This window comes from Sphingomonas sp. AOB5 (genome assembly GCF_029433115.1).
In the GTDB taxonomy this organism is placed as follows: domain Bacteria; phylum Pseudomonadota; class Alphaproteobacteria; order Sphingomonadales; family Sphingomonadaceae; genus Sphingomonas.
This window is the reverse complement of the sequence record NZ_JARNTV010000037.1, coordinates 17,895-39,261: the sequence shown is the minus strand read 5'-3', so window position 1 is coordinate 39,261 and position 21,367 is coordinate 17,895. Positions and strand designations below refer to the sequence as shown.

General features: G+C 66.1%; 20 protein-coding genes and 1 pseudogene. 9 read left to right on the top strand and 12 right to left on the bottom strand.

What is annotated here, in order from left to right; all coding sequences use genetic code 11:
• From P1X14_RS14925 to ahcY, 7 genes and pseudogenes are all read right to left on the bottom strand, one after another.
• Window positions 1-1,526 (bottom strand): annotated as a pseudogene (locus tag P1X14_RS14925) (double-strand break repair protein AddB); the annotation flags it as partial.
• Between the two features lie 185 nt (window positions 1,527-1,711).
• Window positions 1,712-2,473 (bottom strand): nucleotidyltransferase family protein, encoded by a 762-nt coding sequence (locus P1X14_RS14920; RefSeq protein WP_277316178.1) that lies wholly within the window; start codon window positions 2,471-2,473, stop codon window positions 1,712-1,714.
• Window positions 2,474-2,483: 10 nt separating this feature from the next.
• Complete coding sequence (locus P1X14_RS14915) at window positions 2,484-3,458, bottom strand: phosphotransferase (protein ID WP_277316179.1); 975 nt, start codon at window positions 3,456-3,458, stop codon at window positions 2,484-2,486.
• Entirely contained in the window at window positions 3,455-3,898 is a 444-nt protein-coding gene (tsaE, locus tag P1X14_RS14910) for a tRNA (adenosine(37)-N6)-threonylcarbamoyltransferase complex ATPase subunit type 1 TsaE (RefSeq protein ID WP_277316177.1), read from the bottom strand. Before tsaE ends, P1X14_RS14915 begins: the two co-directional genes overlap by 4 nt.
• Window positions 3,895-4,239 carry a hypothetical protein gene (locus P1X14_RS14905; RefSeq protein WP_277316176.1) on the bottom strand — a complete coding sequence of 115 codons (345 nt, stop codon included), beginning with the start codon at window positions 4,237-4,239 and terminating at the stop codon, window positions 3,895-3,897. Before P1X14_RS14905 ends, tsaE begins: the two co-directional genes overlap by 4 nt.
• Window positions 4,236-6,566 carry a PAS domain-containing sensor histidine kinase gene (locus tag P1X14_RS14900; protein WP_277316175.1) on the bottom strand — a complete coding sequence of 777 codons (2,331 nt, stop codon included), beginning with the start codon at window positions 6,564-6,566 and terminating at the stop codon, window positions 4,236-4,238. Before P1X14_RS14900 ends, P1X14_RS14905 begins: the two co-directional genes overlap by 4 nt.
• A gap of 276 nt (window positions 6,567-6,842) precedes the next feature.
• Window positions 6,843-8,258 carry an adenosylhomocysteinase gene (ahcY, locus tag P1X14_RS14895; RefSeq protein WP_277316174.1) on the bottom strand — a complete coding sequence of 472 codons (1,416 nt, stop codon included), beginning with the start codon at window positions 8,256-8,258 and terminating at the stop codon, window positions 6,843-6,845.
• Window positions 8,259-8,433: 175 nt separating this feature from the next.
• Between ahcY and P1X14_RS14890 the strand changes: the two genes are divergently transcribed.
• Complete coding sequence (locus P1X14_RS14890; RefSeq protein ID WP_277316173.1) at window positions 8,434-9,480, top strand: hypothetical protein; 1,047 nt, start codon at window positions 8,434-8,436, stop codon at window positions 9,478-9,480.
• Between the two features lies 1 nt (window position 9,481).
• Here the strand turns inward: P1X14_RS14890 and P1X14_RS14885 are convergent, their stop codons facing one another.
• Entirely contained in the window at window positions 9,482-11,251 is a 1,770-nt protein-coding gene (locus P1X14_RS14885; protein WP_277316172.1) for a hypothetical protein, read from the bottom strand.
• Between the two features lie 31 nt (window positions 11,252-11,282).
• Window positions 11,283-11,963, bottom strand: a complete 681-nt coding sequence (locus tag P1X14_RS14880; protein ID WP_277316171.1) for a GNAT family N-acetyltransferase — start codon at window positions 11,961-11,963, stop codon at window positions 11,283-11,285.
• Between the two features lie 241 nt (window positions 11,964-12,204).
• On the opposite strand from P1X14_RS14880, the gene P1X14_RS14875 reads away from it, so the two are divergent.
• Both P1X14_RS14875 and P1X14_RS14870 read left to right on the top strand, forming a co-directional pair.
• Window positions 12,205-12,531, top strand: a complete 327-nt coding sequence (locus tag P1X14_RS14875; protein WP_277316170.1) for a YnfA family protein — start codon at window positions 12,205-12,207, stop codon at window positions 12,529-12,531.
• Between the two features lie 60 nt (window positions 12,532-12,591).
• Window positions 12,592-13,173 (top strand): DUF922 domain-containing protein, encoded by a 582-nt coding sequence (locus P1X14_RS14870; protein ID WP_277316169.1) that lies wholly within the window; start codon window positions 12,592-12,594, stop codon window positions 13,171-13,173.
• A gap of 3 nt (window positions 13,174-13,176) precedes the next feature.
• On the opposite strand, the gene P1X14_RS14865 is transcribed toward P1X14_RS14870, so the two are convergent.
• Window positions 13,177-13,737, bottom strand: a complete 561-nt coding sequence (locus tag P1X14_RS14865; RefSeq protein ID WP_277316168.1) for a YqgE/AlgH family protein — start codon at window positions 13,735-13,737, stop codon at window positions 13,177-13,179.
• Between the two features lie 97 nt (window positions 13,738-13,834).
• Here P1X14_RS14865 and P1X14_RS14860 point away from each other — a divergent pair, with 97 nt between their 5' ends.
• The 4 genes from P1X14_RS14860 to P1X14_RS14845 all read left to right on the top strand — a co-directional run bounded on the left by P1X14_RS14860 (window position 13,835) and on the right by P1X14_RS14845 (window position 16,808).
• On the top strand, window positions 13,835-14,317 hold the full coding sequence (locus P1X14_RS14860) for a peroxiredoxin (protein ID WP_277316167.1): 483 nt from the start codon (window positions 13,835-13,837) through the stop codon (window positions 14,315-14,317).
• A gap of 61 nt (window positions 14,318-14,378) precedes the next feature.
• Complete coding sequence (locus P1X14_RS14855; RefSeq protein ID WP_277316166.1) at window positions 14,379-14,636, top strand: hypothetical protein; 258 nt, start codon at window positions 14,379-14,381, stop codon at window positions 14,634-14,636.
• A gap of 219 nt (window positions 14,637-14,855) precedes the next feature.
• Window positions 14,856-16,298 carry an AMP nucleosidase gene (locus P1X14_RS14850; protein WP_277316165.1) on the top strand — a complete coding sequence of 481 codons (1,443 nt, stop codon included), beginning with the start codon at window positions 14,856-14,858 and terminating at the stop codon, window positions 16,296-16,298.
• A 150-nt stretch (window positions 16,299-16,448) separates the two neighbouring features.
• A complete protein-coding gene (locus P1X14_RS14845; RefSeq protein WP_277316164.1) occupies window positions 16,449-16,808 on the top strand; it encodes a hypothetical protein in 360 nt (119 codons plus the stop codon).
• 37 nt (window positions 16,809-16,845) lie between these two features.
• Here P1X14_RS14845 and P1X14_RS14840 read toward each other — a convergent pair whose 3' ends face one another.
• Together P1X14_RS14840 and P1X14_RS14835 are read right to left on the bottom strand one after the other, a co-directional pair.
• Window positions 16,846-18,705, bottom strand: a complete 1,860-nt coding sequence (locus tag P1X14_RS14840) for a M2 family metallopeptidase (RefSeq protein WP_277316163.1) — start codon at window positions 18,703-18,705, stop codon at window positions 16,846-16,848.
• Between the two features lie 55 nt (window positions 18,706-18,760).
• Complete coding sequence (locus tag P1X14_RS14835; RefSeq protein WP_277316162.1) at window positions 18,761-19,522, bottom strand: alpha/beta hydrolase; 762 nt, start codon at window positions 19,520-19,522, stop codon at window positions 18,761-18,763.
• A gap of 285 nt (window positions 19,523-19,807) precedes the next feature.
• Here P1X14_RS14835 and P1X14_RS14830 point away from each other — a divergent pair, with 285 nt between their 5' ends.
• On the top strand, window positions 19,808-20,257 hold the full coding sequence (locus tag P1X14_RS14830; RefSeq protein WP_277316161.1) for a MarR family transcriptional regulator: 450 nt from the start codon (window positions 19,808-19,810) through the stop codon (window positions 20,255-20,257).
• The gene (locus tag P1X14_RS14825; RefSeq protein WP_277316160.1) at window positions 20,250-21,347 is read left to right on the top strand and encodes an HlyD family secretion protein; all 1,098 of its coding nucleotides are present in this window, start codon (window positions 20,250-20,252) and stop codon (window positions 21,345-21,347) included. Before P1X14_RS14830 ends, P1X14_RS14825 begins: the two co-directional genes overlap by 8 nt.
• Window positions 21,348-21,367 lie beyond the last annotated feature (20 nt).

The window sequence follows — 21,367 nt, the reverse complement described above, 5'->3', positions numbered from 1 at the left end:
CGCAATGCCGCCAGCAGCATCGGCACCGGCTGTGATCCTGCCGAGAACGCAGCCTCCAGCGGCTCGAGGATCGCGCGAGCCTGCGGCCACCAGCCCAGCGCAGCCCGCCGCAAATGCCCGTCGCGGCCCTCCTGATCGGCCAGATAGCGGTCTACGCCATCGAGCCCTGGCGCGGGCCGCGGTCCTCGCATCGCCCGGTCGAGCAGGCGCACGCCTTCGAGCCATTCGAGCCGGTCCTCGGGCATCACCAGTGGGTGCTTGAGCAGGCTCAGCAGCGGCAGCGGCGCGAAACCCTGTGCCGCCGCTTCGGCCAGCGCCAGCAGCAGGGTGCCCGGCGGCATCACCGCCAGCGGCTGACCCGCCGAATCGTCGATGGAGATGTTCCAGCGTGCCAGATGCGCCGCCACCCGCCGCGCCAGCGCGCGATCCGGCGTGACCAGTGCCGCGGTCCGCCCCTCGGTTTCCAGCGCCTCGCGCAGCGCCAGTGCGATCGCCTGCGCTTCCTCCGCCGGTGTGGCGACTTCGAGCATCCGCACACCATCCAGCCTGCGCTGTCCCTTGCCCAGCGCGATCCACTCGTGCGTCAGTTCTGGCGGCTGCATCGCGGAGGCAATCGCCTTGCTCCGCGCCGGTGCCGCATCATGCTCGCTCTTGCCCTGCCACTCGGCAAACTCGCTGCGATGCACGCTCATCCGGTCGAGCAGCAGCTTGAGGTGGAACTGTGGATGCGTCTCGATGTCGCGCTTGCGCCGCCCGCTCGCGTCGCGTTCGTGCGGCCCGAGCGAGTCCCATTCCTCCGCGGATATCCCCGTCGCCAGCCCCGGCAGCACGACCATGCCCTGCGGCAATTCCGCCACCACCCGCATCAGCCGCGCGATCGACGGTGCAGAAGTGGTGATGCCCGCCGCGCACACGAAGCCGGCGGGCGGATCATTCTTCCACCGCCCTGCCACCCGATCGAGCAATCGCGTCCGCCGCTCGGCGAGATCGATCAGCCCCAGCGCGCGCAATTCCCCGGGCCAGCGCGCCAGCACCAATTCGAACAGCACCAGCGACCGTTCCCAATGCGCGTTGAGATTGCCGGTATCGAGGTCCTTCAACCGCCGCGGCTCGACTTCCTCGACCAGCAACTGATCCAGCGTCCGCGCCAGATCGCCCGCCAGCCGCACCGCCTCCGCCGCGTCGATCTCCGGCCGGGTCTCGACGATCAGCCGCGCCAGGATCATCCGCCGCTGCAATGGATCGACCGCGCGCGGGATCGGATCGCTGTCGTCGGCAAAGTCGAACACCGCCTCGTCCAGCTCGGGATCGCCCACCGCGACCAGCCGCGGCAGCAACAGCCCGCCTTCGCTGGCCCGCACGAACGCATCGGAAATCGCCCGCTTGGCGCGGTTGGATGGCACCAGCACCAGCCCGCGCGCCAGCCGCATCGGATCACCTCCGAACCGTGCGATCAGCCCGGCGGCCAGCGCGTCCGCGAAGGCGCGGTGCGGTGGGATGGTGAAGAGGTGGAGGCGATCGGGCATTGGTTCGGGTGGATGCCACGTCCGGCCCGTCACGTCATCCGTGAAGCACCCTTTTTCGCCTTCCCCAGCGAAGGCTGGGGTCCAGTTGCAACGGTTTCTGTGGCGCGGGTTTCGCCTTCCAACGGCGACCTCGGCAACTGGCCCCCAGCCTTTCGCTGGGGAAGGAAGACTAGATCGCAGCCAATCTACGCATCCGCCAGCGCAGCTTCCGCCATCGGGATCGCCTCGGGCGTGCCGATGTCGAACCACAGCCCCTGATGCACCACGCCGTACAGCCGCCCGGCCTCCATCGCCCGCGACCAGAACAGGTTCGTCGAGAACGGACCCTCCGGCCAATCCCGGATCACGCGCGGCGACAGGATCTGTACGCCGATATAGACGAACGGCGCCACCCGGCCCGGCTTGCGCCGTTCGGTGATGCGGCCCTGCGCATCGACACGGAAATCGCCCATGCCGCGATGGCAGTTGGCGCGCGCCAGCGGCACCAGCAGCAGCAGCGCGTCCATCTTCTCATCGTCCCAGCGCGCCGCCAGCGCGCGGATCGCGTCCACCGGGCCGTCGATCCAGAGGTTATCGCTGTTGACGCACAGGAACGGCTTGTCGCCGATCATCTCGCGCGCCTTCACGATGCCGCCGCCGGTTTCCAGCAACTGCTCGCGCTCGTCGGAGATCAGGACCTCCATATCCTTCACCCGCGCGCGCAGATGGGCTTCCATCTGGTCCGCGAGATAATGGACGTTGACCACGGCACGCTTCACGCCCGCCGCGCGCAGATGATCGAATGTGTGGTCGATCAGCGTCTTGCCCGCCACCTGCACCAGCGGCTTGGGCCGGGTCGCGGTCAGCGGACGCATCCGCTTGCCCAGCCCCGCCGCCATCACCATCACCGTTTCCGGCACGGCTGCATCCGGCTGCGGGCGGATCGAAAGGGTTTTCTTGCCCTTCATCGGCGTCAGCTCATTCACCGATGATCGCCATCGGATCGCCGCGCATTTCCGCGGGCAGGTTCGCGTCGAACCAGTCGGCCACCGGCTTCAGCGCCGGATGCGCCAGATCGCGCTCCAGATAGCGCCACACACGCGGGCACAGCCCGGGATAGCGCGGCTTGCCGTCGCGCTTCCAAAGGCGGGTGAAAATGCCGACAATCTTGGCGTTCCGCTGCGCGCCGAGCACATGATAGGCCACGTCGAACGCGTCCCCTGCCCCGGTCAGCCGCTTGTAGTAATCGAGCATCTGCGTCTCGAGCACGGGATCGACGTCGCGCCGCGCGTCCTGCAGCAACGAGACGAGGTCATAGGCGGGATGCCCCGCCAGCGCGTCCTGGAAATCGAGCAGGCCCAGAGTCTCGCTGCCTTCGATCAGCATGATGTTCTCGGCATGATAGTCGCGCAGCACCGTGACGGGCGCATGACCGTTCAGCACCGGTGCCAGCGCCTTGTCCCACGCATCGACATAACCGGCTTCGTCGACTTCCAGCCCCAGCGCGGGGGTGTACCATTCGGTCAGCAAGCCCGCTTCGCGATGATATTCCTTCAGGTCGTACGCGCGCACGTCCGCTGCCTCATGCTGGTGCAGCCGCACCAGCAGGTCGATCGCGGCTTCGTACAGGCGCAGCTCGCTCTCGGGTGCTGCGTCCACCGTCTCGCGCATGCGGGCGTCGCCAAAGTCCTGCAGCAGGACGAGGCCCTGTGTCAGGTCCTCCGCCAGGATCTCCGGCGCAGCGAAGCCCCGGCCGGTCAGCCAGCGGGCGATCGAGATGAACGGGCGCGGATCCTCGTGCGGCGGCGGCGCGTCCATCAGGATCGCGGTGCGCTCATGCTCCACCACGCGGAAGTAACGCCGGAACGACGCATCGCCGGCAAGCGGCAGGATCTGCGCATCGCCCCAGCCTGCATCGGCAAGGAACTGGGGCGCAGCGGCGGGCGGGTTCATGTCAGGGGCCATCGCGCGCTCCATGCCTCAGGGACTTTCGCTGTCAAGCGGCGCGCGCCATCCGCTGTCGCATCCAGGGTCAACCACAGCGCATCGTGCCAATATTGTTCGGGCAAACGCTCCGGCCATTCGACCAGCAGCAGCGAATCGAACCGCGCGTCGTCCAGCCCCAGCTCCTCGGCTTCGGACGGGTCCTCGATGCGGTACAGATCGACGTGCAGCACCGGAAAACGCACCTCGGGCGGATCATAGGGCTGGACGATGGCGAAGCTGGGCGACGGCGCCTCGCCTTCCAGCCCCAGCGCCGCCAGAAACCCGCGCGCGATACTGGTCTTGCCCGCGCCCAACTGGCCGGACAGCGCGATCACGTCGCCGGGTTGCGCGACTGCAGCGAGCCGCGCTCCGAACGCAAGCGTCGCCTCAAGATCGGGAAGGATCATTCCTCGGACGAAGGCGCATCATTCTCGCCCAGCTTGGCAACGAGGAACAATGCACCGCACACGCCCGCCAGCGCGAGCAGGGGCGTAGCGAGATACCCGACCAGCCCGCTCACCAGCACCACAGCGCCGCCGGTCGCCAGCATGCCCGAAAACAGATGCGTCCGCAGCGCACGCGGCGAGCGGCGCCGCGACCAGGCTTCCCAGAACAACGCCAGCGCGATGATGGTCAGCACCGCGCCCGCGAGCAGGTGCAGCCCCGGCGGCATCCATCCGATCGCGCCGAGCACCGCCGCAAAGATCGCGACGCGCAGGGCCAGCTGTGCGGGCGACAGATCGTTCATTTGCGCGGCAGCTCCACCGTCACCAGCGTGCCTTCGCCCGGTTCGGAGATCAGCGCGATCTTGCCGCGATGGCCTTCGACGAACTGCTTGGCCAGCGGCAGGCCAAGGCCCAGCGCGCGTTCGCCGCTGCGCGAAATGCCGTGCTGGGCGAAACGATCGAACGCCTTGGCCTGTTCGTCCGCGCTCATGCCGGGTCCGTCATCGGATACGATCACCCGCGCCACCCGGTTGTTGCCGTCTAGATGCAGCAGCACGCGGCCCTGCTCGGGCGTACCCGCCACGGCATGGCGCAACAAATGCTCGATGATCTGGCGGATGCGCTTGGCGTCACCGGTCACGCTGCCCGCGGTGCCCGCCATCTCCACGGCAAGGTCGATCCCCTTGGCCTTGGCCAGCGGCGCAACCGTCTCGGCGGCATTGTGCGCGGCCAGTTCCATGTCCACCGTCTCGCGCTCCAGCGGCTTGCCTTCGCTGCCGGTCAGGTCGAGCACATCGTCGATCAGCGCGCCCAGCCGCTCGACCGAAACCAGGATCGCCTCGGAATATTCGGTCCCGCTCTCGCTCAATTTGCCCGCAAAGCCGCCATGCAGCATCTCGGCAAAGCCCTTGATCGACGTCAGCGGCGTGCGCAGCTCATAGCTCATGTTCGCCACGAACGCGGTCTTCACCCGGTCCGCGGCTTCCAGCGCCTCGTTCCGGTCGCGCAGCGCGCGCTCCACCCGGTGACGGTCGCTGGTGTCGAGCATCGTCAGCAGCGCATTGCCATCGGGCAGCGGCACCGCGGCGATATCGAACCAGCGCCCATCGGCGAACTGGATCGAACTGCCGCGCTGCTGCCGGTCCTTGGCGGCGGAGCGGATCAGGTCGCCGATCACCTCAGCCTGTTGCGGGCGGGTCAGCTTCGGGCCGATCGCCTTGGTCAGCCCCGCAATCTGCGGGTGACCGTCCAGGAAGCCGTCGTCGAAGTCCCACAGCCCGCTGAACTTGCGGTTCCACAGCTGCAGCCGTCCCTTGCCGAACACCGCGACGGCTTCGGACAGACTTTCCAGCGTCGCGGTGCGCACCGCCTGCATCTCGCCATGCTCGCGCTGCAGCTCGAGCTGCTGGGTGCGATCCTCGAAGATCAGCAGCAGCCCGCCTTCGGGCAGCGGCTGGGCGACGACGCGCAGATGCGCAGGGCCGACCGTCCAGGTCTCCTCCACCGCGTCGGGCGCAGTGAACCAGTCGCGCCGCTCGGTCTTCCATGCCGGGAAGTCGCGCATTTCGGGCAGGCGGTTGGCTTCGCGCATCCGCTCCAGCACGCGGTCGAATTCGGGCCGGTCGGACAGCCATTCATTCTTCATCGCGAACATGCGGCGGAACGGCTGGTTGCAGAAGGTCAGACTGCGGTCCGATCCGAACTGGGCGACGGCTGCCGAGATCCGGTCCAGCGTCGCGCGCTGTGCCTCGCCGAAGCGCTTCATGCCGCCGCGAAGCTGTTCCAGCTCCTCGATATCCACCGCAAAGCCCGCCACGCCGCCGGTCGGCAATGGCACGTCGTGCAGGCGCAGCATCCGGCGCGCGCCGGCGATGGTCGCGGGCATCGCCGCGGTCTGCGGCTCGCCGGTGTCGCGGGCGATGGCGGCATTGGCCAGCGGCCCGCCCAGCCCTGCCCCTTCGACCAGTTCCAGCCCGCGCTCGACCGTGTCCTCGGCATCCTCGCCCTCGACCGCGCGAACATAGGCGGTGTTGACCATCAGCAGACGCAGGTCCGGCCCGCGATACCACATCGGCATCGGCGCAGCCTCGATCAGCGCAGTCAGCGCATCGAACGCATTGCGCAGGCGCCCGCTCTCGCGCTGGAGGCGGCTAATCTCATCCTGGCTCTCGGTCGTGTCGAGGAACCACAATACCTTGCCGCCCGGCGCGCGGACCGCATCGGCCGCGCGGTCGCCGATCACCAGCAGCGCGCGCTCCGAACCCTTGGCGCGAACCGACAGGCTGAACGGCCGCGCCGCCTTTTGCGCCGCCACCACCTGCGCGTTCAGCGCGGCGGCATCCTCGGGCACCAAAGCCTCGGAAACTTCGCTCAGGTCGATCGGCAAATCGGCCCGGCCCAGCCAGTCGGCCAGCCGTCGCGATAGTTCCACGCGGCCATCGGAACGCACCACCATCGCCTGCGCCGGCGATCCGTTCGCCATCGCCTGCAACCGGCTATGCGCATCCTGCGCGGCCCTTGCTGCAGCCCGCGCGCTCAGCCCCGCCGCCAGCGCCCATGTCGCGCCGACGATCAGCAAGGCCAGCACAGCCCCGGCGGCGGTAGCCGCGGAAGTGGAAATCTCGATCAAACTACGCTGCCCGGGAGAGACATGGTCGATCCCTAGGCAATCGCGCGAGGAACTGGAAGCCGGGACAAATCAAAATCCTCCCCCGCCAGGGGGAGGTGGCGCCGAAGGCGGCGGAGGGGGAGGACTCCCAAACAACTGTTCTGGCATCCTCCCCCTCCGTCAGCTGCGCTGACACCTCCCCCTTGCGGGGGAGGATTGGAGAAACAAAAAAGCCGCGCTCCTTTCGGAACGCGGCCTTTTCTCGTCCGGCAAGAAGCCGAAATCAGTAGCGCCAATTTAGTAGCGGTAATGATCCGGCTTGAACGGACCTTCGACCGGCACGCCGATGTAACCGGCCTGCTTCGGGGTCAGCTGCGACAGCTGGACGCCCAGCTTTTCGAGGTGCAGGGCCGCGACCTTCTCGTCGAGATGCTTCGGCAGGACATAGACCTGGTTCTCATACTGCTCACCCTTGGTCCACAGCTCGATCTGCGCGAGCGTCTGGTTGGTGAACGAAGCCGACATCACGAACGACGGGTGGCCGGTGGCGCAGCCCAGGTTCACCAGGCGGCCCTTGGCGAGGATGATGATCTGCTTGCCGTCCGGGAACTTCACCAGGTCGGTGCCCGGCTTCACTTCGTCCCACTCATAGTTGCTGAGCGCGGCGATCTGGATCTCCGAGTCGAAGTGACCGATGTTGCAGACGATCGACATCGGCTTCATCGCTGCCATGTGCTCGGCGGTGATGACGTCGGCATTGCCGGTCGCGGTGCAGAAGATGTCGGCGCGCTTCACGGCCTCTTCCATCGTCACGACCTCGAAGCCTTCCATCGCCGCCTGCAGCGCGCAGATCGGATCGATTTCGGTGACCATCACGCGCGCGCCGCCGTTGCGGAGCGACTGGGCCGAGCCCTTGCCCACGTCACCGAAACCGGCGACGCAAGCGACCTTGCCGGCCAGCATCACGTCGGTGGCGCGACGGATCGCGTCGACCAGCGATTCCTTGCAGCCATAGAGGTTGTCGAACTTCGACTTCGTGACCGAGTCGTTCACGTTTATCGCCGGGAAGGGCAGCTCGCCCTTCTTCGCGATCTCGTACAGGCGATGCACGCCCGTGGTGGTCTCTTCCGAAACGCCCTTCAGGTTCTTGACGGTCTGCGTCAGGTAGCCCGGATACTTGGCGATGAACGCCTTCACCGAACGCTGGAACTCGACCTCTTCCTCGTTCTCCGGCTCGCCCATCGTCGCGCCGGCTTCGAGCTTGGCGCCCCACAGCGCGAACATGGTGGCGTCGCCACCGTCATCCAGGATGATGTTGGCAGTGGTGCCGTCGGTGTCGGCGCCCCAGTTGAAGATGTCGCCGACATAGTCCCAATATTCGGCCAGGCTCTCGCCCTTCACGGCGAACACCGGCACGCCGGTCGCGGCGATGGCGGCGGCGGCATGGTCCTGGGTCGAGAAGATGTTGCAGGTCGCCCAGCGCACATCGGCGCCGAGTGCCGTGAGGGTCTCGATCAGCACCGCGGTCTGGATCGTCATGTGCAGCGAACCGGTGATGCGCGCGCCCTTCAGCGGCTGCGCTGCGCCGAACTCGCTGCGCAGGCTCATCAGGCCCGGCATTTCGGTCTCGGCGATCTCGATTTCCTTGCGGCCGAAATCGGCCAGACCGATGTCCGCGATCACATAGTCGGGTTTGTCGACGACGGTAGCCACTGCGCGTTCTCCATTGGGAAATTCCGGGCCGGAGCCATGCTCCACCCACATTAGGGCGGCCCATAGCCGGTTAGATGGAGCGTCGCAATCGAAATATAAAGATATCTTTATATGAGCGGCGGCAGGTTCGATCCGGCACGCTTCACTATGGTGGCGTCCGTGATAGAAATACGCCATGGCCGGCCTTCGAAACGCCCTCGTCCTGCCCGCAATGCTAGGCCTCGCTGCCTGCGGGGTCGGCGGCGATATCGATGTGGTCGGCGCCGATCGTCCGGATACGCCGATCCCGGCCGCGGCGCTGGCCGGCACGCACGATCCGGTGATGATCGCGCTGCACATCCCGCGCAAACAGTTGGAGACCATCGCCCGCTACGAAAACGCGCTGAGCTTCCGGACCTATCGGTGCGACAACGCCAACCGCTTCTACACGCCCGAACTTTTCCTCGGCGAGGCTGCGATCCAGCGCGATAGCGGCGAGCCGCTGTCACCCGAGGCAAAGGCATTGCTGCTGCGAGAAGCGGCCGCAACGGACAAGGGAGCGACCGCCACGCTGTCGATCATCATGTCGCGCAGCGTGCTGGACGGAGAATCCTATCTATGCGGACGCTTCCATCACGATATCCGGCTGGGTTTCGGAGAATTCGATGGTGGCGCGCGCAGCCGGGAAATCCAGCTACCGCCCCCGACGCCCGCACAGATCGCCGCGAGGACGGACCTTCCCTGCACGTTCGCAGCCCCCGGCACCAAGGAAATGCAGACCCTGCCGCGCTGCGTGAGCCTCGACCATGGCGGGCGCCTGAGGTTCACGCCCGCGCAGTTCGCCCGCCTCCCCTTCGAAGCCGATGGCCTGGCGCGGCTGCATGTGAAGCAATGGTATGTCGTGAGCCGCGAGGGTCTGTCCGCGCCGATCGCCACGTTCGACAACGGTCCCGAGGCCTTTTCCGAGGGCGTCGCGCGATCGCCGCGCGGTTCGCAGATCGGCTATGTAGACATCACCCTGCGCAACCGGTTCGGCCTGTCCGACGGCGCGATGCCCTTCAAGGGCGGGGTCGGCGCGGTATGCGACGGATGCGTCCGGCGGAGCGATGGCGAGCATAGCTGGTACGAAGGCGGGAAATGGACCTGCGTCACGCCGAAGGCCGAGGCACGCTTCCATATGCGCGAACTCAAACCCGGCGAGACCCCGGACACGCTCTGCGCGCCCTACCGCACCAAATCCTGACCTATTTCCGCCGCGGCGCGCACCAGACCCATTGCGCGCCGGGCTGGATCGAGACCGGCGCGTCGGTCACGTTGGTATAACGGATCGACAGCCGGTTATCCGCCGAGACATAGCCGTTCCACACGATCCCCGGCGGGATCGCCTGCCCCGGCGCGGGGTTGATGAACGCGAACTGCTGGAGCGACGAGATACCGTCGACCGGGAAATCCTCGGTCACGCTGTTGCGCGCAGGCACCGAAGTCGTGGTCGATTTCAGCCCGCCCGTCTTCATCCCGGCCAGCGTGCTGCCATCGGCAAAGCCGATCGGCGACAGGAAGCTGATCGGCGCTGTCGACCATTCCATCATGCCGTTATTGGCGGCGCGCGGCCCGCGGACATTCAGCACTTCGGGCAATACGCCGGATTCCCACCGGGCCGGATCGCTGATCAGCTTCCACGCGTCCTCGACGAATTCCTCGAACCGGTAGGTGATGCCGCTCGATCCGCTGCCCTCGGTCTTCGCGCCATAGCCATTGCCGCGCGAATGGTAGAACCAGCGACCGTTCGGGTTTGGCCCCTTCCCGCCTGGCTCGGGCATATTCCCCAGCCAGGCGATCCCGCGCAGGATCACTTCACAATCCACCGAACGTTTCATGTCGAGAAGCGCTGCCGGATAGGATCGCACGATCCGCTCGATCGTCACCTTGCCGGTCGCGCGGATGCGGAAGTTGAGCTGCTGGTTCGGCGCCTCGCAGTGGAACATGTCGATATGGAGGTGCTTGCAGACCGGCGAGCCCTGGAAATCGAACTCGACATCGCAACCCGTTCCCTGCCCCTCGGAGATGCAGCCATTGATCCGTACGGCGTCACTGCCGAAGATGCCGAAGGACGATCGCTGCCCCGGCGAGCCGAAGACGCGGCAATTCTCGAACACGCTGACATTGCTGGCGGATTCGCTTTCGCTCGCGCCCGGCCACACCAGACCATTGTCCGAGCCCGCCCCGGTCTGCAGCACCGCCGCGCGGGTGCGGCAGCCCTGATAGCGATTGTCGCGCCACGCGCTCGCGAGGCAGAAGGTGCCGATCGAGCCATAGTCCAGCATCGTGAACAGGCAATTGTGCACCACATTGGTGTAGCTCGCGCCGATATGCAGGCCGATCTGGCCCGGCTGCCCGGTGCCGCGGAACACGATGTCGCTGATGGCGAAATGCGAGTTGCCGATGACCTTCATCGCATCATCCTGATCCTTCGGCAGGCGGCTGAAGATCGTGATCGGCTTGTCGGTTCGCAGCATCGCGCCGCCGCCGTCGATCTCGATCGCGGTAAAGACCTGCACCGTCGGCAGGAGGAGACCCTTCGTGATATAATAGCGTGCGCCGAGCAGCTGGATCGGGATCGGCGAGCCGACGGCGACCACGAAATCGAACATCGCCTGGATCGCGCCGCTGTCGTCGGTGCTGCCGTCGCCTTTCGCACCGAACATGAAGGGGTTGATCGTGACCGGCGCCAGTTCCCACCAGGCGCCGTCGGCGGTCCTGATCTTGCCCTGATGCTTCGGTTCGGCGGCAGCACGCGCATAAAGCGCCTCACCACGATCGCCCGCGGCGGCATAGCCTGCGCAATAGAGCGCCTGCACATCCGCACCGAAGGATCGCGTCGCCGCCGCGGCCCGGCTGGGGACCGGTACGGCGGCATCGTTCGGGGCGACGTCCCCGGCACGGACAGTGGTTGCAGCGGCGGCGCCACCGATAGCGGCGACGGCGAGGAGCGAGCGACGAGTGGTCTTGGTCATTACGGTAGCGTGAAAGCCCCGATCCGGCTCGTCAAGCAGACCGCACCACAGTGGCATGGATATCGTTGCGCCAGCGGAAGCCGAGCGACTCGTACAACGCGATCGCTCCCGCATTGCTGGCATAGCTGTGCAGGAACGGAGTCTCGCCGCGATCGAGGATCCGCTGCGTGACGACGCGCATCAGCGCACCGGCATAACCGCGCCCGCGATGATCGGGATGGGTGCACACGCCGCTCACTTCGGTGAAGCCTGTCGGCCGCATCCGCTCTCCGGCCATGGCGACCAACTGTCCGCCTACCTTCACCCCGACGAAATCGCCCAGCCGGTGGGTGCGGGCATTATAGGGCCCGGGTTCGGTCAGCCGCGCCAGCGTGAACATCTCCTGCGCGTCGTCATCGCCCAGTGGCTGTATCTCGAATCGCGGCGGTTCGGCCGGGGTCAGCGCCTCCGCCACCATCTGCGCGAGCGGGGCTTCCTTCACCGCGACTGTGCCTGGCGGCAACGCAAACCGCTCCGCCTCGATGGTCCATAATTCGCCGCCCGGCGGGATCAGCGCCGCCATCGCTGCCAGGCTTTCCGCGGTGCCGTCGCGAGCCGCGACGAACACGCCATAATCCTCCGCCAGCCGCACCGCCCGCGCATCGCCCTCGGCCAGATCGGACTGGCGCGTGGTGAGCGCGTTCCACACCGGGCGATCGAGTGGATGAGTCACGGACGACCGTTTCCTTCAAAATCACCTTCCCCAGCGAAGGCTGGGGTCCAGTTGCAGCGGATCATGTTGCGAAGCGCAGCCCTCTCCACTTCCAACAGCGCAACTGGGCCCCAGCCTTCGCTGGGGAGGGAAGAAGTGGAAAGGTCAACACGCCGGATCACTCGTTCCCGCTAACGTTCATATGGTGAATTTGCCAGCGCGCCCGATTGGCGAACCACGAACCCGATGCCACAAGGATCCCATGGCCACCCCGCTCGTCTATATCCTCGCCGCACTTGCCGAGATCGGCGGCTGCTTCGCCTTCTGGGCATGGCTGCGGCTGGGCAAGTCGCCGCTCTGGCTGGTGCCCGGCGTGATCTCGCTGGCGCTGTTCGCCTGGCTGTTGACGCTCGTGCCCAGCGACGCGGCGGGCCGCGCCTATGCGGCCTATGGCGGCGTCTATATCGCCATGTCGCTGCTGTGGCTGTGGACGATCGAGGGGATGCGGCCGGATCGCTGGGACCTTGCCGGCTCGGCGATCTGCGTCGTCGGCGCCTGTGTGATCCTTTTTGGGCCGCGCGGGGCCTGATCCGGCGCTTGTCCGCCGCACGCCGCTCGAATAGCCAGAGGGAAGTTCGAGAGGATGTTTGTGACGCGTCTGGCCCTTTCACTTCGCGCTGCTGCGCTGGCCATCGTGCTGGCGGTTCCGGTCGCGGCCTTTCAGGCGGTGCCGGCCGATCCGTTCGACGGCATCCCGAACGTCGAATTCGTCTATTACGACGTCACCGGAACCTCGGCGAAGGAGATCCGGGAATCGATGAACGCCAAGGGGCTGGTCGATCCCAATGACGGCAACCGGGTGGACGCGATCGCCCGATGGCGCTTCGCGTGGCAATGGCCGCGCACGCTGGACGGCACCTGCGATCTGTCCAGGGCCGAGGTGCGGTTCAACGCCGTGGTCACCCTGCCCCGGCTGGTCAGCGACGAGAAGCTCGACCGCCCGACGCGGACCAAGTGGCAACGCTACATGAAATCGCTACGCGAGCATGAAGCCGGGCATATCCGCCCGCCCTATGACGACCGCAACCAGCTTCTCGACGCGATCAAGGGCAGCGATTGCGCGGGCGCCAGCGCCGCCGCCCACGCCGTCATCGCCCGCTTCGGCGCACGCGATCGCGAATATGACGCGAAGACCCAGCACGGCGCCAAGCAAGGTGCCCGCTTCCCCTGATCGTCAGGCCGTGCCCGCGCTGCTCGCCAGCATGCGCGGATCGATCCCCGCGGCGGCAAAGCCCATTTCCCAGCGGTCGTCGGCATCGACGTCATAGATCAGCCCGACTTCGCCATCGGTGCTGAACCAGCCATGGCGAGTCATCTCGTCGTCGAGTTGCCCCTCTCCCCACCCGGCATAACCCAGCGCGACCACCCATTCGCTCGGCCCGGTGCCCTCGGCGATGGCGCGCAGGATATCGATGGTGCCGGACAGCGCCCATCGGCCCGCCACGTCGATCGTGTCCTGCCCCTGCCAGTCGGTCGAATGGATCACGAAGCCGCGGCGCGGCTCCACCGGGCCGCCGAAATGTACCGCGACATCGGGTGCGGCCCCCGGCTCGATCTCGAATTGCTTCAGCAGGTCGTGCAGGCCGAGGCCATCGATGATCTCGCCAATGCCGATGCCCAGCGCGCCTTCATCGTCATGCGCACACATCGCGATCACCGCGCGTTCGAAGCGCGGATCGCCGATCCCGGGCATCGCCAGCAGGAACTGTCCGGTGAGAAACGGGGCCGACTCCATGTGTTCACAACATATCTGCGTCGTTTCGGCTCCGCCACGCTTGAAAATGTCACGCGGGATGCCGATTGGGGACGGGAACCCAAGAAGGAGAGTTTCGATGACCATCAGCGTAGGCGACCGCGTTCCCAACACCAATTTCGTCAAGGTGACCGCCGATGGCCCCGAGCCGGTCGAATCGGACGCCTTCTTCGCGGGCCGCAAGGTCGCCCTGTTCTCGGTCCCCGGCGCGTTCACGCCGACCTGCTCGGCCAAGCATCTGCCGGGCTTCGTCGAAAAGGCCGACGAGCTGAAGGCCAAGGGCATCGACGAGATCGCCTGCACCGCCGCGAACGACGCATTCGTGATGGGCGCATGGGGCAAGTCGTCGGGCGTCGATGGCAAAGTCACCATGCTCGCCGATGGCAATGGCGCCTTCCCGAAGGCGGTCGGCCTCGATGCCGATTTCAGCAAGTTCGGCATGGGCACCCGCGGCCAGCGCTTCTCGATGGTCGTCAATGACGGCGTCGTCGAGCAGCTCAACGTCGAAGGCCCGGGCGAATTCAAGGTCAGCTCGGCCGACTATATGCTCGAAACCCTCTGATCCGCGGAACCGCTCCTGTTGGCCGGAGTTGATCTCCGGCCAGTTTCTGAAAGGGAATCCGATGACCACCGAAACCACTGCGAACGAAACCCCCGTCGCTCCGGCGGCAGAAGAACCCAAGAGCTTCTTCGAACAGGCGCAGGATGCGCTCGAGGCAGCACAGGAAAAGATCAGCGACGCGATCGAGTCGACGGTTGAAGCCGCGAAGGAAAATCCGGTCGCTGCAGCTGCGATCGCGGCCGGTGCGGTCGCCGCGGTCGGCGCTGCAGCCTATGGCATCAGCCAGCTGGTCGGCGGCGAGGACGAAGCGAAGAAATAAGGCTGCCCCGACTGCTCAAGCATAGCCTTGAAATGTTGGATTTTGCCTGATTTTCTGGAGCGGTCGAAGCCTCGTGCTTCGGCCGCTCTTTCTCATTCGGTGAGCCTTCGAAAAGGCGCTGGCAGTGTGAAGTTCCGCGGCTATCGCCCCTGCGGGCACCCGGCGATGATCTTGCCTCATGGTCTTGCCAGAGTCATTTTCCGGCATTAGCCGCATAAGATGACACAAGCAGAAAACATCGTAGCCGAATTGGATCGGCTCTACCGCGGCTCTGTCGAGCGACTCCAGGCCGCCCTTTCCCGTTACATGCAGGACGGCACGCCGCCGGATCCGAAGAGCCGCACGGATGGCTCCTTCGCTTATCCCGAGATCCGCATCGTCTATCGCGGCGGCAATGATCGCCCCGCCCCGCGCCGATCGTTCGGCCGGCTGGTCGAGCCGGGCGATTACCGGATCAGCGTGACCAAGCCGGCGATGTTCAACGACTATCTCGTCGAACAGCTGACCTTCCTGATCGAGGATTATGACGTTCAGGTCGATGCTCATCCCGGCACGCAGGAAATCCCCTTCCCCTATGTTCTCGACGCCAGCCTTGCGCTGAACCTCGATCAGGTGTCGGCGACCGAACTGGCCCGCCACTTTCCCGCGACCGAGCTGGCGCATATCGGCGACGAGATCGCCGACGGCCTGTGGCGCGTGGAGCAGGACAATCCGGTCCGCCCGCTGGCGTTCTTCGACGGCCTGCGCACCGATTTCTCGCTGGCCCGCCTGCGCCACTACACCGGCACCCCGGTCGAGCATGTCCAGCAGTATATCCTGTTCACCAACTATCACCGCTATGTCGACGAGTTCGTCCAGTGGGCGTGCGATCAGCTCGGGCCGGACAGCCGCTTCACCGGCGTTTCGGGCGCCGGCGGGATCGTCGTCGAAAGCGCGGACGACAAGGACAGGTTGATCAGCGACAGCGCGTGGCGCCGTCACCAGATGCCCGCCTATCACCTGATGGCGCCGGGCAATACCGGCATCACACTGGTCAATATCGGCGTCGGTCCGTCGAACGCGAAGACGATCACCGATCACCTCGCGGTGCTCCGTCCCGAGGCGTGGCTGATGATCGGCCATTGCGGCGGCCTGCGTCCCAGTCAGCGGATCGGCGACTATGTCCTCGCCCACGCCTATCTTCGCGACGATCACATCATGGACGATGTCCTGCCGCCCGAGATCCCCATCCCTGCCATCGCCGAAGTCCAGCTGGCGCTGGCCAAGGCCGCGGCAACCGTCTCGGGCCAGTCGGGCGACGAATTGAAGCAGCGGCTGCGCACCGGCACCATCGTCACAACCGACGATCGCAACTGGGAGCTGCGCTACTCCAAGTCGGCACTCCGCTTCTCGCAAAGCCGCGCGGTGGGCATCGACATGGAAAGCGCCACGCTGGCCGCCCAAGGGTATCGCTTCCGCGTCCCCTACGGCACCTTGCTGTGCGTGTCGGACAAGCCGCTCCATGGCGAGCTGAAGCTGCCGGGCCAGGCGAACCGCTTCTACGAACGCGCCATCGCCGAGCATCTCAAGATCGGGATCGAGACGATGGAAGAGCTTCGCCGCGAAGGCGCCAAGCTCCACAGCCGCAAGCTGCGCGCGTTCAACGAGCCGCCCTTCCGGTGAGGTGACGGCCGAGGCGATTGCTGTAATATTCTGTGTCCAGCCAGCAATTGCACTCGCGATCATTCCGGAGCCGTGCCACGGCATAGGCAGCGACCGCCGCACCAGCCGGCGGCGCTCCCTGTGCCGTCACTGACAGGAATCCGGATCGCAATGTTTCGTATCGAGTATGACCGTCCCGCCAATCTGGTGCGGATCACGGTGAAGGGGTTCTGGGAGCCCCACGACGTCCCACCGTTCGCGGCAGCCATCGATTCAGCAGCCCGCGAAGCTGCCGTGGTCGGCGGCAACTTCAATGTGCTGGTCGAATCGTTCGATTTTCCCGTGCAGGCGAACGACGTCGCCGACCTGCTGACCGGCGTCATGCAGCGCGGGATCAGCATGACCACCGGCCGCGCGGCAATCGTGGTCGGCAGTCAGCTCAACAAGCTCCAGGCCGAACGCACCCTGTTCCACCCGCGCGTGCAGGTGTTCCGCTCGATGTTCGAGGCCGAGGACTGGCTGGCCGGCTGAATGAAGAAGCCCGGCGCGAGGCCGGGCTTCCGTCACATCACCAGCCGGTGGGCTGGCCCTTGTTCTGCTCGTCGAGCCAGGCCTTGAGCGGGGCGAAATATTCCATCAGCGCCTCGCCCGAAATCTCGCGGGTGCCGGTGAAGGCCTCCAGCGCGTCGGGCCAGGGCTTCGACGCACCCATTTCGAGCATCGCGTTCAGCCGCGCGCCGACTTCCTTGTTGCCATAGAAGGAGCAGCGGTGGAGCGGGCCCTTCCACCCGGCCTGATCGCAGGCAGCCTTGTAGAACTGGAACTGCAGGATGCGCGCCAGGAAGTAGCGGGCGTACGGCACGTTGTTCGGGATATGGTACTTCGCGCCCGGATCGAACTTGTCCTCGCCGCGCGGCACCGGCGGGGCGACGCCCTGATACTGGAGGCGCAGCGCGTTCCATGCCGACTGGTAATGCTCGGGCTTGATCTGGCCCGAGAAGACGCCCCAACGCCACTTGTCCATCAGCAGGCCGAACGGGAGGAACGCCACCTTGTCCATCGCCTGACGCAGCAGCAGGCCGGTGTCCTTCTCCGCGCTGGGCACCTTCGACTGATCGAGCAGGCCGATCTGGACGAGATAGTCGGGCGTGATCGATAGCGCGACGAAATCGCCGATCGCCTCGTGGAAGCCATCGTTCGCGCCGTTGCGATAGAGCAGAGGCTGATCCTTGTAGGCGCGCTGGTAGTAATTGTGGCCCAGTTCGTGGTGGATCGTGACGAAATCGTCCGAGTTCACCTTGATGCACATCTTGATGCGCAGATCGTCCTTGTCGTCCAGATCCCACGCCGAGGCGTGGCACTGGACCTCGCGGTCGGCGGGCTTGGTGAATTGCGAGCGGGTCCAGAAGGTGTCGGGCAACGGCGCCATGCCGATCGACGAATAGAAATTCTCGCCGGCCTTCACCATCTTGATCGGATCGAAGCCCTTGGCGACCAGCAGCTCGCCCACGTCGAAGCCCAGATCGCCCGATCCCGGCGGGGCGACGATATCGTAGATATTGCCCCATTCCTGTGCCCACATATTGCCGAGCAGATCGGCGCGGATCGGGCCGCTCTTGGCCTGGACGGCATCGCCGTACTTCTTGTTGAGCTGGTTGCGGGTGTAGGTGTGCAGCGCCTCGTAAAGCGGCTTCACCTCGACCCAGAGCTTGTCGACCAGCTTGGCGAACTCGGCTGGCGGCATGTCGTAGTTGGAACGCCACATCGCGCCGGTGTCGGCAAAGCCGAGCTCGCGCGAGCCTTCGTTGGCGAGGCCGACGATCTGGGTATAGTCGGCGCGCATCGGGGCACCGACATTATCGTGCCAGCTGACCCACATTTCCTGAAGCTCCGCAGGATTGCGGTTGCTGCCCATCTCGGCCTCGATATCGCTGCCGCTGATCGGCTGGCCACGCAGCGTGCCCTTGCCCTTGCCATAGGCCGAGCCGATGCGGGTCGCGAGATCGGACAGGGTGGTGGCCGCGCCCGCCCGCGTCGGCGCGGGCAGGACGATGGCGTTGCGCAGGATATCGAGCATCCGCGCGGTATCGGGCGACAGGCCCTTAACATCCTTGAAGCGCGCAGCCTCGATCGCGAAGCGGACCGCCATCTCGGTGCCGCGCGCGCCATAATCGGCGACAAGCGCGTCGGTATCGTCGGTGATGAAGGTGGCGTTGACCCATGCCACGCGGTTCGCGAGCAGGTTGAAGGCGTAATATTCGCCCTGCACCCGGGCGACGAAGGCGTCGGCATCGGCGGGGGTGAGCGCCGGGGCGGGGGCAGGCTTGGTAGCCTTGCCCTTGGCGGCAGGCGCGGTCTGGGCGCCGATCTGGGCGGGAACGGAAAGGAGCGCGGCAAGCGCGAGGAGCGAGATTCCGGAACGGATCATGGGTGACCTCGGATAGTTGGGATGGCGCGAACGATGCGCGCCGCCCCGCCCGGGGTCAAGCCACGAGGAAATCCGCGATCGATTGGCCCAGCTCGCGGCGGGTGACCGCGCTCATATGGTTGCCGGGGATCTCGATCAGGCGGCCGTTCGGCAGCAGATCGGACAATTCGTGCGCCGGACCATTGTCCTGATCCTCGATGCCGGAGATCACCGCGACCGGCTGGGCAATCGCCGCCACCTGATCGAGCGGCGTATCGACGAAGGTATCGAGGATGCGCAGCAGCGCCTCGGGATCACCGCCGGTGGTCTTGAGGAACGCCTCGGTCAGCCATTCGGGCGTGCCGCGTTCGAAGCTGCCGAGATTGCCCAGGACGCGGCGGAAATAGGTGCCCCTGCCCTGCGTATCGGTGAGCCCGCGCAGGCCCATGCCTGCGATGACCACCTTCCCAGGCGTGGCACCATTGGCCAGCATCCGCGCCGTCGTTCGCCCGCCGAGCGAATAGCCGCCGAGATCATAGTCGGTCAGGCCGAGACGCTCGATCAGCGCCAGCCCGTCGCGCATCAGCACATCGGGGGGATAGGATGCCGCGTCGTGCGGCTTGGCGCTTTCGCCATGGCCGCGCAGGTCCGGCATGATCACCCGGAAGCCTTCGGCCGCGATCTTCTCGGCATGGCCGTAGCGGATCCAGTTGACGAAGGCGGTGGAGAAATAGCCGTGGATCAGCACCACCGGCCGCCCCTCGCCCATTTCGTGCCAGGCGAGTTCGGTGCCGTCGAAGCTGGCGAAATGATGCGTCTGTGTGGGGATATCGGCCATGCCGCGCATCTAGTGCCGGGTGCGGCACACCGCAACCGAGCGACTGTCGCGGTTCGGAACTTCACACTGGCTTCACACTGGTTCGCCTGTTCCGGCGGCGGCGCTGACGGTTTGCAAGAGCGGCGGCCGAACCGCCGCGCATCGATCCCAGCAGGCAGAATCCAACATTTCAAGCAATGCGCGGGGTCCGGCGCAAGCAGCGATGCAAATCGTGCAATTGCTGCGCCGCACAATGCAACCCAGTTGCAACTTGCAATATATAACTATGCTTATTATGTGCCGCGTATGACCGAGACCCTTGGATTCGTACTGTCTGATCTGTCGCACCAGATGCGGCGGGTTTTCGACGTGCGTGCCCGCAAGCTGAGCGTGACGCGTGCGCAGTGGAAGACGCTGTTCGTCCTGTCGCGCGCGGAAGGCGTGAACCAGGGCATGCTGGCCGAAAAGCTGGACGTCGAGCCGATCACCGCCTGCCGCATGGTCGACCGGCTGGAGGAAGCGGGACTGGTCGAGCGCCGCCGCGATCCCGCCGATCGCCGCGCCTGGCTGATCTACCTGACCGAGACCGCCCGCCCGCTGGTGAGCGAGCTGCGTGCGCTGGGCGACCAGCTGAACGAGGACGCGCTGCAAGGCATCGACACCGCGGAACGCGAACAATTGCTGGCCACGCTCGCCAAGGTGCGCGCCAACCTGACCAACGACCCCCAGGATTTGAACGAGACCGCCAATGGCTGACGCAGACCCCAAGATCGATCCGAAGAAGGTGGAGGCCATCATCGTGGAGCCGGAGACCGTTGAGATCGCCCCCGAAGCGCCCGCGGCCGAAAAGCCGAAGCGTAACTGGCTGCGCCCGCTGCTGATGTTCGGCGTGCCGGTACTGGTGCTGGCGGTGGTCGGCTGGTTCTGGGCGACCTCGGGCGGCACCGTTTCGACCGACAATGCCTATGTCCAGCAGGACAAGGTTTCGGTCTCGTCCGACGTGGCGGGCCGGATCGTTGAAGTCGCGGTACGCGAGAACCAGGTGGTGAAGGCGGGCGACATTCTGTTCCGCATCGACCCCGAACCCTATCGCATCGCACTGGAGCAGGCCAACGCCGCCATTGCCGGTGCGCAGGTTCAGCTCACCACGCTGGAAACCAGCTATCAGGGCACCGGCGCCGATATCGAAGCCGCGCGTGACCGCGTGACCGCGGCACAGCAGGATTATGCCCGCCAGTCCGAACTGATGCGTCGCGGCTTCACCACGCGCGCCCGGCTGGAAGAAGCCGAGCATGCGCTGGAACAGGCCCGTGCCGGCCTGTCGCGCGCCAATGCCGATGCGGCCGAAGCCCGCGCCAAGATCGGCACCGGCGCGCAGGTTCCGGGCGAGAACCCGGCCATCGCCGCCGCCCGCGTCCAGCGCGACAAGGCGCTGCTCGACCTGTCGCGCACCACGGTGCGTGCGCCGGTCGGCGGCATCGTCAGCCAGGCGGACCGGCTGCAGGTCGGCCAGATGATGATGACCGGCCTGCCCGGCGTGACCATCGTCGGCGGCCGCGCGGCCTGGATCGAAGCCAATTTCAAGGAAACCGACCTCAACAAGATGCGCGTCGGCCAGACCGCGACGATCACCTTCGACGCCTATCCGGGCCTGCGCCTGAAGGGCCATGTCGCCTCGATCGGCGCGCTGACCGGATCGGAAACTTCGGTGCTGCCGGCGCAGAACGCCAACGGCAACTGGGTGAAGGTGACCCAGCGCGTGCCGGTGCGCATCGCCATCGACGAGAACAGCCCGCGGCCGATGATCGCCGGCCTGTCGGCCCATATCACGGTGGACGTGAAGTAAGCGTCCACCTCTTCGTCATC